The organism is Saccharothrix obliqua, from assembly GCF_019375475.1.
GTDB lineage: Bacteria > Actinomycetota > Actinomycetes > Mycobacteriales > Pseudonocardiaceae > Actinosynnema > Actinosynnema obliqua.
The window spans coordinates 287,220-300,274 of the sequence record NZ_JAHXGQ010000001.1 but is presented as its reverse complement, the minus strand read 5'-3'; the positions used below and the strand labels follow the sequence as shown (position 1 = coordinate 300,274).

The window sequence follows — 13,055 nt, the reverse complement described above, 5'->3', positions numbered from 1 at the left end:
CCTCACGAGCGGCTGACCAGCGAACGCAGGAAAAACGCCACGTTGGCCGGGCGTTCGGCCAGCCTGCGCATCAGGTACCCGTACCACTGCTCGCCGAAGGGCACGTACACCCGCACCACGTGCCCTTCCGCCGCCAGCCGCGCCTGCTCGGCCGGGCGGACGCCGTGCAGCATCTGGTACTCGAACGCGCCGGCCGCGCGGTCGTGCCACCGCGCCCGCTCTCCGACGATCGCGACCAGCCTCGGGTCGTGCGTGGCGAACATCGGGTAGCCGCCGCCGGCCAGCAGCACGTTCGCGCAGCGCACGTAGTTCAGGTCCACGTCGTGCGGCGCGGTGAACGCCACCGACGCCGGTTCCGCGTAGGCGCCCTTGCACAGCCGCACCCGCGTACCGGCGAGTTCGCGGCAGTCGTCCAGCGTCCGGCGCAGGTACGCCTGGAGCACCGCGCCCACCCACGGCCACGCCCGGCGCAGCTCGGCGAGGACGCGCAGGGTCGCGTCCGTCGTCGTGTGGTCCTCCATGTCGAGCGTCACGGTGGTGCCGCCCTGCTCGGCCGCCGCGCAGATCCGGGAGGCGTTGTCCAGGGCGAGGCGCTCGCCATGCGCGAGACCGACCGCCGACAGCTTGACGCTGACCTCGGCGTCCGCGGCCAGGCCGGTGTCGTGGAGCTGGTCGAGCAGCTTCAGGTACGCCTGCACGGTCCGCTCGGCGGAGGCCCGGCTCGCGGCTTCCCCGCCCAGGTGGTCCAGGGTCGCGCGCAGGCCGTGTTCCACCAGGTCTCCGGTGGTGTCGACCGCCGACTCGACCGTCTCGCCGGCGACGAACCGGCGCACCACGTCCCGGCTGACCGGTGCGCGCGTGACGACCCGGCGCACCGCGTCGTTGTCCGCGGCGGCGAGGATCAACGAGCGCAAGGGGTTCACGATCAAGACCCTATCCGGTGGTCTCCGGGGAAGCAGCGGGTCAGCGGTGGTTTCGTCAGCGACCCGACCGGTCAGAGGTGGGTCCGGGCGAACGCCAGCGACTCGGCCAGCAGCTCACGCCGCTCGCCGGCCGTGCGCGCCTTGCGGGTGTCGACCTCCAGCACGACCTGGCCGGTGAAACCCGAGCGGCCCAGCACGCCGCACAGCTCGGCACACGGCTGGCTGCCCCGGCCGGGGATCAGGTGCTGGTCCTTGGGCAGCCCGGTGCCGTCGGCGAGGTGGACGTGGGTGAGGCCGTCGCCCATCCGCTTCGCCAGCTCCATGGCGTCGACGTTCGCGGCGGAGGCGTGCGACAGGTCCAGCGTGTAGTTGCGGTGGCCGACGTCGGTCGGGTCTATCGACGGGCGGAACGCCGTGACCTGCACGGACCTCCCGCGACCGAGGCCGCGGCGCACCGGGAACATGTTCTCCACGGCCACCGCGATCCCGCTGCCGTCCTCCAGCTCCGCCACGAGGTCGGCGAAGCCGTCCGCGTACTTGCGCTGCCAGCGGAACGGCGGGTGCACCACGACCGTCCGCGCGCCCAGCTCCTCCGCCGCCCGGACGCTGCGCCGCAGCCGCTCCACGGGGTCCGGCGACCACACGCGCTGGCTGATCAGCAGGCACGGCGAGTGCACCGCCAGCACCGGCACGCGCTCCCGGTTGGACAGGCGCTGCAAGGCCCGGACGTCCTGGCTGGTCGGGTCGGCCCACACCATGACCTCGACGCCGTCGTACCCCAGCGCGCCCGCGGCCTCGAACGCCGCGCCCGCCGGCTGGGGCCACACGGATGCCGTGGACAGGCCGACCGGGATCAAGACTTCACCAGCAGCATGGCCGCCGGCGAAACCGTCACGATGAGGCCGACCAGCACCGCCAGGATCGTCGTCTGGAGGTCGTCCGCGCGGCGGATCTTGCGGACCAGCATCACCAGCCCGACCGTCACGGCGAGCGCGACGACCAGGGCCGCCGGGGCGAGGGTGCGCCAGAGGAAGCTGAACCCGAGCCAGAGCGCCGCGCCGCCGATCACGCCGATCGCGAGCTGGCCGATCATGAACAGCCACTCCTTGCCGGGCGAGCGCTCGGCGGGCTCCTCTTCCTCCCCGACGTCGGCGAGGCCCGCGGGCTCCTCGTCGTCCTCGTCCTCCTCGTCGTCGTCGACGTAGGGGTGGAACTGCGTGCTCTCCGGATTCCCCTCGTCGTCTTCCTCTTCGACGTAGGGGTGGAACTGGGTGCTCTCGGGCTCCGCGGCGGGCGGCTCGTCCTCGCCGAACCAGTCCTCGGCGGTCTGGTCGGGCAGCGGCGCGGGCAGCTCCGGCGGCGCCGGCGGCACGATCAGCACCGACTCCGTCGGCAGCGACTCCAGCGGGACGTTCGGGGTGAGCTTGTCCGTGATCCGGGGCAACTGCTCGGTCATGGGCTCGACGGGCCGCACCACGCTGGTCCGCTCGGCGGCCACGACCGGCGGGACCTGCTGGGTCTCCTCGGCGGGGCTCGGCGCGGGCACGCGGCGCTCCCGGCCCTCCGGACGTCCCTCCGGTCGCCCCTCCGGCCGAACCGGAGGCTGAGGCGGCTCAGGCCGAACCGGCGGCTGGTAGGCGGTCCGCTCGGCGTCCACCTCCCGCCGAGGCGGCGCGGGCGGCGGCCCGACCGGCGGAACCGGCGGCCCGGACACGGGTGGACCCGACACCGGTGGACCCGACACGGGCGGACCCGACACGGGCGGACCGGGCACCGGCGGTGGCCCGGCCGGTGCCGCGCCCTCCGGCTCGTCCCTGATCGGCAACAACCGCCCGCTGTCGGAGTTGACCCGCTCGATGATCGCCTGCGGAGCGGTGTCCGAGGCGTCCTCGGCGCGGCGCCGTCGCCGACGCGGCGTCACGTCGCCGGAGCCCCCGCCGTACTGGGCGAGCAACTCCGCGACCGTGCGCTGGGTCTGCTCCGACTCGCTCTCTCGACTCATCAACTCCACCGTGCCCCGTGGCGGCCAGTCCGTCCAGTGTCGCCCGGCCGCCGGGTGCGGGCAGCCGGGGTGTCCCGATCTTCGCCGTGGTCCGACCCGTTAGTGTGGTCCAGCCGACGCAGGATGACACCTTCCCGCAGCGCCCAGGGGCAGATCTCCAGCTCACCGAGTGACAGGGCTCGCATGGTGGCCTCGGCCACCAGCGCCCCGGCGACGAGCTGGTGGGCCCGTCCGGCGCTGACGCCCTCCAGCTCCGCGAGGTCCTGCCCGGACATCCGCGAGATGAACCCGGTGAGCTGCCGCAGCCCGGCGTGGGTGAGCACGCGGCGGGCCCGCGGTCCGGCGGACGACGGCGCGGCGCCGGTGAGCCGGGCCAGCGTGCGGAACGTCTTCGAGGTCGCGACGACCCGGTCGGGCGAGCCGACGCGGCGGATCTTCTTGGCGACCGGCGCGATCTGGTCGTCCAGCCACTCGGTGGTGTCGCGGATCTCGGCCCGCGTGGGCGGGTCGTTCCGGAAGCGGGTGCGGGTGAGGCGGCCCGCGCCGAGCGGCAGGGAGAACGCGCCTTCCGGCTCCTCGTCGACGCCGACGGCCAGCTCCAGCGAGCCGCCGCCGATGTCGAGGCTGAGCAGCCGGCCCGCCGACCACCCGTACCAGCGCCGGACGGCGAGGAACGTGTACCGCGCCTCGTCCTCGCCGGACAGCACCTGGAGGTCGACGCCGGTCTCCTGGCGCACCCGGTCCAGCACGGCCGCCGAGTTGCCCGCCTCGCGGACCGCGGACGTGGCGAACGCCATCAGGTCGTCGCAGCCCAGCCGGGCGGCGGACGCCTTGGTGGCCGCGACCGTGCGCACCAGCTGGTCCGCACCGGCTTTGGTGAGGAGCCCGTCCCCGTCCAGCTGTTCGGCCAGGCGGAGCACGGACTTCTCGGAACTCATCGGCGTCGGGTGGGCACCACGATGAGCGTCCACCACCAAGAGGTGGACGGTGTTCGACCCGACATCAAGCACCCCTAGGCGCACGGGGGGACACCGTACCCGGTCGGCGGAGTCAGGACTCGAACTTGTAGCCCAGTCCCCGCACCGTCACCAGGTGACGCGGTGTCGACGGGTCGGGTTCGATCTTCGACCGCAGGCGTTTGACGTGCACGTCCAGGGTTTTGGTGTCGCCGACGTAGTCCGCGCCCCACACCCGGTCGATGAGCTGGCCCCTGGTGAGCACGCGGCCGACGTTGCGGAGCAGGTACTCCAGCAGGTCGAACTCCTTCAGCGGCAGGTTGACCTCGCCGCCGTCGACCGTCACGACGTGCCGCTCGACGTCCATCCGGACCGGTCCCGCCTCCAGGACCTGCGGCAACAGCTCCTCGGACTCGCCGCCGCGGCGGAGCACGGCGCGGATGCGGGCGATCAGCTCGCGGGCCGAGTAGGGCTTGGTGACGTAGTCGTCGGCGCCCAGTTCGAGGCCGACCACCTTGTCGATCTCGCTGTCCCGCGCCGTGACCATGATCACTGGCACGGCGGAGCGGGCGCGGAGCTGCTTGCACACGTCGGTGCCGCTCATGCCGGGCAGCATGAGGTCGAGCAGCACGATGTCGGCGCCGTTGCGGTCGAACTCCTCCAGCGCCTCCTGACCGGTGGCGGCGAGCGCGGCGGTGAACCCCTCCTTGCGCAGCAAAAAGGCGAGCGGGTCGGCGAAGGACTCCTCGTCCTCCACGATGAGCACCCTGGTCACAGCTCTCCTCCGAGTTTGCCCGCGCTGGTCGGCACAGGGACGACGATTTCCGGCTTGGACAGGTCGGCGGTGCGCTCCTCCCGGTCGGGGTGCGCCGGGATGCGCAGGGTGAAGGTGGACCCGGTGCCGGGCAGGCTCCACAGCTTCACCTCGCCGCCGTGGTTGGCGGCGACGTGCTTGACGATGGCGAGGCCGAGCCCGGTGCCGCCGGTGGCCCGCGACCGCGCCCGGTCGACGCGGTAGAACCGCTCGAACACGCGGGTCTGCTGGTCCTCGGCGATGCCGATGCCGCGGTCGGTGACGGCGATCTCCACGAAACCCGCGACCAGCTTGCGGCTGACCGAGACGGGGCTGCCGGGCGGCGAGTAGGCGACCGCGTTGTCCAGCAGGTTGCTCAGGGCGGTGACCAGCAGGGTGCGGTCGCCCTCGACCTCCAGGCCGCTGGGTTCGTCGGTGGTGATCTCGATGCCGACCGACTCGGCGGCGAGCTTCGAGCGGCTCATCGCCTCGTCTATGACGACATCCACGCCGACCCGGTTCAGCTCGGGCAGCTTCTCCGCGCCCTGGAGGCGGGACAACGCGATCAGCTCGGTGACCAGGGTGCCGAGGCGGGTGGCCTCCTGCATGATCTTGGCGCTGAACCGGCGCACCTCCTCCTGGTCGTCGGCGGCGTCCAGGACGGCTTCGGCGAGCAGGGCGAGCGCGCCGACCGGCGTCTTCAGCTCGTGGCTGACGTTGGCCACGAAGTCACGCCGGGTGGCTTCCAGGCGGACCGCTTCCGACTCGTCCGAGGCGTCCACCACCACGAACCCGTCGGTGATCACCTTGACCTGCGCGTGCACGGCCTCCGGCTGGCGGCCCTTGACCTCCAGGGAGGACAGGTCGACCTGCACGACCTCGCCGGTTTCCCGCGCGAGTTCGGCCGCGCGGCGCGCGCGGTCGTCCACCCGGTTGTTGCGCACGACGCCGAGTTCCTCGGCGCGCGGGTTGTGCAGCACGACGTCCCCGAACGCGTTGAGGACGGTGATGCCGTCGTGGGAGGACTGGACCACCATGGCCATGAGGTCGGCGACGGTGAGGCCGGCGGGGCGCTCGGCGCGGGGTCGGGCGGTAACCCGTCCCACGACGAAGGCCGCGCCGCCGATCAGCAGAGCGCCGATCGACAGGACGAGGTAACCCGTTGCGGTCACGGTCGCATCGTAAGCAGCTCAGGGCGGGTGCGGCCTAGCCCGCACGCGTGGTTCGTGACACCGGCGACACCGTCCGGCGGTGATGTTCTCCCGCCGGACGGCTTCAGTTCACCCAATCGTGTCCAATGAGGTCCACCAGGTGCCACCCGGTGATACGCGGGGCCTCTTCCGGGTGTCGCGAGAAAGAATGCCGGAATTGAGCGTTATGCACGGAGCGTGGCTAAAAAAACACGCACGGCTCAACGCCCTCGCACCAAAACGGCCCGCAGCGAACAGCCCGCACCGGTCGGTCCGCACCGGTCGGTCCGCAGCAGTCGGTCCGCACCGGTCGGTCCGCAGCAGTCGGTCCGCACCGGTCGGTCCGCAGCAGTCGGTCCGCACCGGTCGGTCCGCAGCAGTCGGTCCGCACCGGTCGGTCCACAGCACACAGGCCCGCACCGACCGGCCCGCACCGAGCAGGCCCAATTCGACCGGCCCGCACCGACCGGCCCGGTTCGGTGCCCCGGGCTCAACGCCCCGGTCTCAACGCCCCTGGTTCGCCACGGCCTTGATCGCGTCCGCCGCGGCGTCCGGGTCGAGGTACTCGCCACCCGGCCGGACGGGCTTGAGCGCCTCGTCCAGGTCGTAGCGCAGCGGGATGCCGGTGGGGATGTTGAGGCCCGCGATGGCCTCGTCGGAGATGCCGTCCAGGTGCTTCACGAGGGCGCGCAGCGAGTTGCCGTGCGCCGCGACCAGGACGGTGCGGCCCGCGCGCAGGTCCGGCACGATCGCGGTCTCCCAGTACGGCAGCATCCGCTTCACCACGTCCAGCAGGCACTCGGTGAGCGGCAGGTCCGGGCCGAGGTCGGCGTACCGCGCGTCCGCGTCCTGGCTGTACTCCGAGCCCGGCTCGATGGGCGGCGGCGGGGTGTCGTAGGAGCGGCGCCAGAGCATGAACTGCTCCTCGCCGAACTCGTCCAGGGTCTGCTTCTTGTTCTTGCCCTGGAGCGCGCCGTAGTGGCGCTCGTTGAGCCGCCAGTCGCGGCGCACCGGGATCCAGTGGCGGTCGGCCGCGTCCAGCGCCAGGTTCGCGGTGGTGATCGCCCGCCGCAGCAGCGAGGTGTGCACCACGTCGGGCAGCAGGTCCGCCGCGCGCAGCAACTCGCCGCCGCGCCGCGCCTCGGTCACGCCCTTGTCCGACAGGGGGACGTCCACCCAGCCGGTGAACAGGTTCTCCGCGTTCCACACGCTCTCGCCGTGGCGGAGCAGCACCAGGGTTCCGACAGCCATGGCGCAACTCTGCCATATCCGCTGGTCGCGCCCCCGCCAACCCGGCACGCGCGCCGGGCGCCCGGCGGCCCGTCCCGCCGGGTGCCCGGCCCGCGGTCAGCCGCCGAGGATCTGGCCGAGCAGCGGCTTCGCGATCTGGGTGACCGGCTGCACGAGGCTGAGGGGGCCGCCGCCGTTCGTCGCGAGGTTGGGCAGACCGCCGATCGCCGGGGCCGCGTTCGCGACCGGCGCGGTGATGACGAGGGCGGCGGCCGTCGAGGCGACGAGCTTGCCGAGCGTGCGCATGTGTACTCCGTACGGTTCGGGGCTGGGATCCGCTCCGGGAGGCCCGGAGCACCGAAGATGCTGTCCGCCCGGTGGCCGGAGCGCCGGCCGAAGCCGGTGGATCAACCCGACCAGGTGACACGAGGGCGCGCCGCGCTCCCGGAGAACACCACCCGACGCCGACCGGGTCAGCCGCGTTCCCGCGCCCGCAGGTCCTTCCGCAGGATCTTGCCGGAGGCCGACTTCGGGATGGCCTCGATGAACTCGACCTCCCGGACCTTCTTGTGCGGTGCGACGCGGGTGGCCACGAAGGACATCACGGCGGCCCCGTCCAGGGCCGCCCCCGCCTGCCGCACGACGAACGCCTTGGGCACCTCCTCCCCCTCACCGTCACGCACGCCCACGACCGCCGCGTCGGCGATGGCCGGGTGCGTCAGCAGCAACGCCTCCAGCTCCGCCGGCGGCACCTGGTAGCCCTTGTACTTGATCAGCTCCTTGACCCGGTCGACGATGCTCACCAACCCGTCACCGTCGATCACGGCGACGTCGCCCGTGCGCAGCCAGCCCTCGGCGTCCAGGGTGGCGGCGGTGGCCTCGGGGTCGTTCAGGTAGCCCTTCATGACGTTCGGGCCCCGGCACCACAGCTCGCCGCGCTCGCCGACACCCACGTCCTCGCCGGTCGCCGGGTCCACGACGCGGCACTCCATGTTGGGCGCGGTCACGCCGACGGTGCCCACGGGGATGTCGTCGCGCCCGTCCGGGATGGCGTGGCTGACCGGGCTCATCTCGGTCATGCCGTACCCCTGGACCACGCGGCAGCCCAGGCGGCGCGCGACGGCCGCCGCCAGGTCGACGTCCAGCGGGGCCGCGCCGGAGAAGACCGTGTCCACGGCGGACAGGTCGTACTCGTCCACCAACGGGTGCTTGGCGAGCGCGACGGCGATCGGCGGCGCGATGTACACCCGGTCGGTGCGGTGGTCTTGGATGACGCGCAGGAACTCGCGCAGGTCGAACCGCGGCAGGGTCACGACGGTCGCGCCGACGTGCAGGCCGTTGTTCATCAGCACCTGCATCCCGTAGATGTGGAAGAACGGGAGCACGGCGAGGATGCGCGTCTCCGCGTCGACCTTCAGCAGCGGACCGCACTGCACGATGTTCGCGACCAGGTTCCGATGGGTCAGCATGACGCCCTTGGCCCGCCCGGTGGTGCCGGACGAGTAGGGCAGCACGGCCACGTCCTCGGCCGGGTCGATCGCCACCCGCGGCGCCGGACCCATGGACGTCAGCAGCCCGGCCAGGTCGGGGTAGCCCTCGGCCCGGTCGAGCACGACGACGTCGGCGACACCGGCCCGGCGCGCGCCCGGCGCGGCGGTGGGCAGCAGCGCGGAGACGGTGAACAACATCTTCGCCCCGGCGTCGGCGAGCTGGTCCGCCACGTCGTCGGCGGTGTAGAGCGCGTTGATGGTGGTGGCGGTCGCGCCGGCACGCAGCACGCCGTGGAAGACCACGGCGTAGTAAGGGGTGTTGGGGCAGAGGATGCCCACCACGTCGCCCTTGCCGACCCCCCGTTCGGCGAGCGCGGCGGCGAGGCGGTCCACCGCCCCCGCGAGCCCGGCGTAGGTGAGGGACGCGCCGGACGTGCCGTCGACCAGCGCCACCCGGTCCGCGCGCCCGGCCAGGTCGGCGAACAACAGCTCGTGCAGCGGCACGTCGGGGAGGTCGACGTCGGGGAACGGACTGCGGAACACCATGCGGCAGCCTCACTACTCGCCGGTGGGAAAACGATCCCGCCATCGTGAGCCACGACACATTCGGGGTCAAGGCACGCCGAAGATCACGCTCGCGTTACCAATCCACGCCGATAACACTCGAATGGAGTAACGCGAACCCTTGTGGGGATCGCCGGCGATCTGCCAAGTTGACAGGGTCCGAACGGGTCGGCTCCCACGCACTCCAACGACCCGGAAGGCACCACCGCGGTTCGCAATCCCCCCGTCGAACCGCGGCCCGCTGGGATTGTCGGGCTCCCCCCGCCCGGATCCCCCCACAAGCGGGGACCTACGCGGGGCGGCTTGACTCGCGACTCCCCCTCTCTCCCAAGCCGCCCCGCGCTCCCCGTCGCGCGCACACCCGCAGTAGCGTTTTCGTCAGGAAGTCGGGTCCGTTCGGGTCTCAGGGTGTGACCGCACCTTTGCGGCGACGACGCCACGCGAGGTATCCGAGCAGCGGCGCGCCGAGCACCACGGCGAACGGCAGCACCCGCCCGATCACGATCAGCAACCACCCGAGCGCCGCCGTCAGGGCGTGCCAGCCGCCCGCGAGCGCGGTCAGGAAGTCGTCGTCCTCGGCCGGCGCGGCCGGTGCCCGGTCGGTCCGGCCGATCGCGACGGTCAGCGTGGACATGGCCGCCTGGCCCTTGAGCGTGTCGTGGCGGCGCAGCAGCGATTCCAGCTCGCCCTGCCGCCTGGTCAGCTCGGACTCGATCTGGGTGATCTCGGCCGTGGTCGTCGCGCGGTCCAGCAGCGCGCGCACCCGCTCCACGCTCGCCCGCTGGTTGGCGATCCGCGCCTCGACGTCCACCACCTGGTCGGTCACGTCCTCGGTGCGCACGGTGCGCTCGGCCACCCGCACGTCGGGCAGCTCGCCGACGGCCTTCATGACCGCGTCCAACCGGTCGCCGGGCACGCGCAACGTCGTGGTGGCGTTGTTGTCCGTCAGGTTCTCCGACGCGACGTACCCGCCCTGCGCCAGCACCACGTCGTTCACCCTGGCCGCCGTGCCCGCGACGTCCGGCGCCTGGAGCCGCACCGACCCGATGCGCACGAGCTGCCGGTTCGACGTCGCCGGCTCGGCCGCGGCGCGCTTGTCCTCCGGCGCCTTCGCGGCGGCGTCCGGATCACCCGCGCCCGGCTTCGCCTCCTGCGCCGCGCCCGGCGCGACGGCCGTCGTGCTGCCGGAATTCGACGAACACCCGGCCAACGCGGCTAACGCCAGCACCGCGGCTGCCACCCGTCTGCCCATGATCCCCTCCTGTGGTCGCTTCGACCGGAGGACGGGCCGCGCGGCGGAACCCGTTGCGCGGCCGTTGATCACGATTCGGGCTCAGTCGGTGTCCACCAGGTGCCGGAACGCCTGGAGGTTCGCCAGGGACTCGCCACGCGACACGCGCCAGTCCCACTCGCGGCGGATCGCGCCCTTGAACCCGATCTCCAGCAGCGTGTTGAAATCACCGTCCGCGGCCTCCACCACCTGACCCAGGACGCGGTCCAGCTCGTCCGCCGTCACGGCGTGCGGCGGTATCCGGCCGACCAGGTAGATGTCGCCGCGGGTGTCGACGGTGTAGTGCACGCCGTAGAGCTTCGCGTTGCGGCGCAACAGGAAGCGGTACACGTCCTGGTGCGCCTCGTCCGGGTTGCGGCACACGAACGCCTCCACCACCAGCGCGTGCCTGCCCACCACGAGCCAGCAGTTGGTCTGGAGCTTCTTCGCGCCCGGCAGCGTGACGAAGAACTTGCCCGGCTCCGGGTTGGTGTACTTCAGCTCCCGTTCGTCCAAAGCGGACCGGATGACCTCGTCCGGTTTCAAGCGAACACCTCCTCGCGGAACACGTCCCGTGCCCGGGCGTACCCCGCCAGCAGTGAATCAGTCGTCCGCTCCCAGGAGAACCGGCGGGCGTGGCCGACGGCGTTGGCCGCCAGCTCCTCGCGGTGGGCGGGGTGCAACGCCACGTCCGCCAGCACCCGCGCCCACGCGGCCGGGTCGTGCCCGTCCACCAGCGCACCGGACACGCCGTCCCGCACCGCCACCGGCAACCCGCCGACCGCCGCCGCCACCACGGGCGTGCCGCACGCCTGCGCCTCCAGCGCCACCAGGCCGAACGACTCGTTGTGGCTGGGCACGGCCACCACGTCCGCCGCCCGGTACACGCGGGCCAGCGCCGCGCCGCCCTGCGGCGGCAGGAACCGCACCACGTCCGAGATGCCCAGCTCACCCGCGAGCCGCTTCAGCTCCTCGGGCGTCTGCATGCCGCTACCCGACGGTCCGCCGACCACCAGCACCACCAGCCGGTCCCGCAGCTCCGGCGCGCGGAACAGCAGCTCGGCGGCGGCGCGCAGCAGCACGTCCGGCCCCTTCAACGGCTGGATGCGGCCCACGAACGCCAGCACCACGTCGTCCGGGCGCACGCCGAGCGCCGCGCGGGCGGCGTCCCGGTCGCCCGGCGTGAACCGGTCGAGGTCCACGCCCGGCGGCACGACCAGCACCTTCGCCGGGTCCGCCGCGTACAGGCCGACCAGCTCGGCCGCCTCGACGTCGGTGTTCGCGACCAGCATGTCGGCCTCGGCGACCACCTGCTCCTCGCCGATCACGCGCATCCGCGGCTCCGGCGTGTCGCACGCGGCCAGGTTCGCGTTCTTCACCTTCGCCAGGGTGTGCGCGGTGTGCACCAGCGGCACGCCCCAGCGCTCCCGCGCCAGCCACCCGACCTGGCCGGACAGCCAGTAGTGCGAGTGCACCACGTCGTAGTGGCCGGGCTCGTGCCGCGCCTCGGCACGCAGCACGCCCGCCGTGAACGCGCACAGCTGGCCCGGCAGCTCCTCCTTGCCCAGTCCCTCGAACGGGCCCGCCACCACGTGCCGCACCTTCACGCCGGGCGCGAGTTCCGCGACCGGCGGCAGGTCGGACGACGTGGCCCGGGTGAACACCTCCACCTCGATGCCGCGCTCGGCCATGCGAATGGCGGTCTGCACGACGTAGACGTTCATGCCGCCCGCGTCGCCCGTGCCGGGCTGTTCCAGCGGTGACGTGTGCACCGAGAGGACCGCGACGCGCTTCACCGCCCGACCTCCGCGACGAACGCCGCCAGGTCGGCCGCGAACCGCTCCGGCCGCTCGCGGAACGGCAGGTGGCCCACTCCGTCGTACCAGCGCAACTCGGCTCCCGGCACGGTCGCCGCCGCGTACTCGGCCGCGCTCGGCGCGACCACCTGGTCGGCGGTGCCGTGCACCACCAGGGTGGGCCGGTCGACGGCGGTCAGCACCTCGGCGCTGCCCACGTCCCGGCTGAGCAGGGCGCGACGCACGCGTGGCGGCACGCGCAACGCGGTGCCGAGCATCCGCTGCACCTCCACGTCGGGCAGGTCGTGCGCGGCGCAGAACTCCAGCAGCGCGGGCACGGCCACCGCCGGGTCGTCCGACAACGCCGCGGGCAGCACCCGGCGCGGCACCGGCCCGGTCGCACCGCCCGGCCGGTCGCGGCCGTTCTCGGTGATCGCGCCGACCAGCACCAGCCCGCGCACCAGGTCCGCGCCGCGCACGCGCAGGTAGTCGGTGAGCACCAGGCCCCCGTACGACCAGCCGACCAGCACCGCGGGCCCGGTGTGCGCGAGCACCGCCGCCAGGTCGTCCGCCCACGCGGCCGGGTCGTCGTAGCCGTCGGCGGGCGCGTCGGACTCGCCGTGGCCACGCAGGTCCACCGCGTACGAGCGGTGTGCCGGGTGCGCCGGCCACACCTCCCCGGACTGGGCCCAACCGTGCACCAGCACGACCGCCGGGCCACCGACCGGACCCGACTCGCGGACGGCCAGCCGGACACCGCCGGCGGTGAGGAGAGAAGTCAGCACGCCCTACCACAACGCGGCACCGACTTCATCGCTTCCCGATGAATGCGCACATCACA

General features: G+C 72.9%; 13 protein-coding genes. All 13 read right to left on the bottom strand.

The features are described 5' to 3' along the window. Positions 1-2: 2 nt before the first annotated feature. The gene (locus KZQ38_RS01565) at positions 3-923 is read right to left on the bottom strand and encodes a proline dehydrogenase family protein (RefSeq protein ID WP_219437629.1); all 921 of its coding nucleotides are present in this window, start codon (positions 921-923) and stop codon (positions 3-5) included. A gap of 71 nt (positions 924-994) precedes the next feature. Beyond that, complete coding sequence (locus KZQ38_RS01560) at positions 995-1,780, bottom strand: sugar phosphate isomerase/epimerase family protein (protein ID WP_219437627.1); 786 nt, start codon at positions 1,778-1,780, stop codon at positions 995-997. Continuing rightward, the gene (locus tag KZQ38_RS01555) at positions 1,777-2,925 is read right to left on the bottom strand and encodes an Rv0497 family membrane protein (protein ID WP_219437625.1); all 1,149 of its coding nucleotides are present in this window, start codon (positions 2,923-2,925) and stop codon (positions 1,777-1,779) included. Before KZQ38_RS01555 ends, KZQ38_RS01560 begins: the two co-directional genes overlap by 4 nt. Continuing rightward, on the bottom strand, positions 2,925-3,947 hold the full coding sequence (locus KZQ38_RS01550) for a Ppx/GppA family phosphatase (protein ID WP_219437623.1): 1,023 nt from the start codon (positions 3,945-3,947) through the stop codon (positions 2,925-2,927). Before KZQ38_RS01550 ends, KZQ38_RS01555 begins: the two co-directional genes overlap by 1 nt. 28 nt (positions 3,948-3,975) lie before the next feature. After that, complete coding sequence (locus tag KZQ38_RS01545; RefSeq protein ID WP_033436599.1) at positions 3,976-4,656, bottom strand: response regulator; 681 nt, start codon at positions 4,654-4,656, stop codon at positions 3,976-3,978. Next, a complete protein-coding gene (locus tag KZQ38_RS01540; RefSeq protein WP_219437621.1) occupies positions 4,653-5,846 on the bottom strand; it encodes a sensor histidine kinase in 1,194 nt (397 codons plus the stop codon). Before KZQ38_RS01540 ends, KZQ38_RS01545 begins: the two co-directional genes overlap by 4 nt. A gap of 522 nt (positions 5,847-6,368) precedes the next feature. Next, on the bottom strand, positions 6,369-7,115 hold the full coding sequence (locus tag KZQ38_RS01535; protein ID WP_219437619.1) for a phosphoglyceromutase: 747 nt from the start codon (positions 7,113-7,115) through the stop codon (positions 6,369-6,371). 96 nt (positions 7,116-7,211) lie between these two features. Next, the gene (locus KZQ38_RS01530) at positions 7,212-7,400 is read right to left on the bottom strand and encodes a hypothetical protein (RefSeq protein ID WP_219437617.1); all 189 of its coding nucleotides are present in this window, start codon (positions 7,398-7,400) and stop codon (positions 7,212-7,214) included. A gap of 167 nt (positions 7,401-7,567) precedes the next feature. Beyond that, the gene (locus tag KZQ38_RS01525; protein ID WP_219437615.1) at positions 7,568-9,130 is read right to left on the bottom strand and encodes a 4-coumarate--CoA ligase family protein; all 1,563 of its coding nucleotides are present in this window, start codon (positions 9,128-9,130) and stop codon (positions 7,568-7,570) included. 421 nt (positions 9,131-9,551) lie between these two features. Next, the gene (locus tag KZQ38_RS01520) at positions 9,552-10,400 is read right to left on the bottom strand and encodes a DUF4349 domain-containing protein (RefSeq protein ID WP_219437613.1); all 849 of its coding nucleotides are present in this window, start codon (positions 10,398-10,400) and stop codon (positions 9,552-9,554) included. Positions 10,401-10,481: 81 nt separating this feature from the next. After that, positions 10,482-10,964, bottom strand: a complete 483-nt coding sequence (locus KZQ38_RS01515) for a type III secretion system chaperone family protein (protein WP_219437611.1) — start codon at positions 10,962-10,964, stop codon at positions 10,482-10,484. Further along, positions 10,961-12,214: a D-inositol-3-phosphate glycosyltransferase gene (gene mshA / locus KZQ38_RS01510; RefSeq protein WP_219437609.1), complete on the bottom strand. Its 1,254-nt coding sequence runs from the start codon at positions 12,212-12,214 to the stop codon at positions 10,961-10,963. The genes KZQ38_RS01515 and mshA overlap by 4 nt, the downstream gene beginning before the upstream one ends. Further along, positions 12,211-12,999: an alpha/beta fold hydrolase gene (locus KZQ38_RS01505; protein WP_219437607.1), complete on the bottom strand. Its 789-nt coding sequence runs from the start codon at positions 12,997-12,999 to the stop codon at positions 12,211-12,213. Before KZQ38_RS01505 ends, mshA begins: the two co-directional genes overlap by 4 nt. Positions 13,000-13,055: the final 56 nt, after the last annotated feature.

Bases quoted from the DNA above. Each gene is read 5' to 3' on its own strand.
- KZQ38_RS01555 (WP_219437625.1), bottom strand. From the start codon at position 2,925: ATGAGTCGAGAGAGCGAGTCGGAGCAGACCCAGCGCACGGTCGCGGAG.
- KZQ38_RS01535 (WP_219437619.1), bottom strand. From the start codon at position 7,115: ATGGCTGTCGGAACCCTGGTGCTGCTCCGCCACGGCGAGAGCGTGTGG.
- KZQ38_RS01530 (WP_219437617.1), bottom strand. From the start codon at position 7,400: ATGCGCACGCTCGGCAAGCTCGTCGCCTCGACGGCCGCCGCCCTCGTC.
- KZQ38_RS01525 (WP_219437615.1), bottom strand. From the start codon at position 9,130: ATGGTGTTCCGCAGTCCGTTCCCCGACGTCGACCTCCCCGACGTGCCG.
- KZQ38_RS01520 (WP_219437613.1), bottom strand. From the start codon at position 10,400: ATGGGCAGACGGGTGGCAGCCGCGGTGCTGGCGTTAGCCGCGTTGGCC.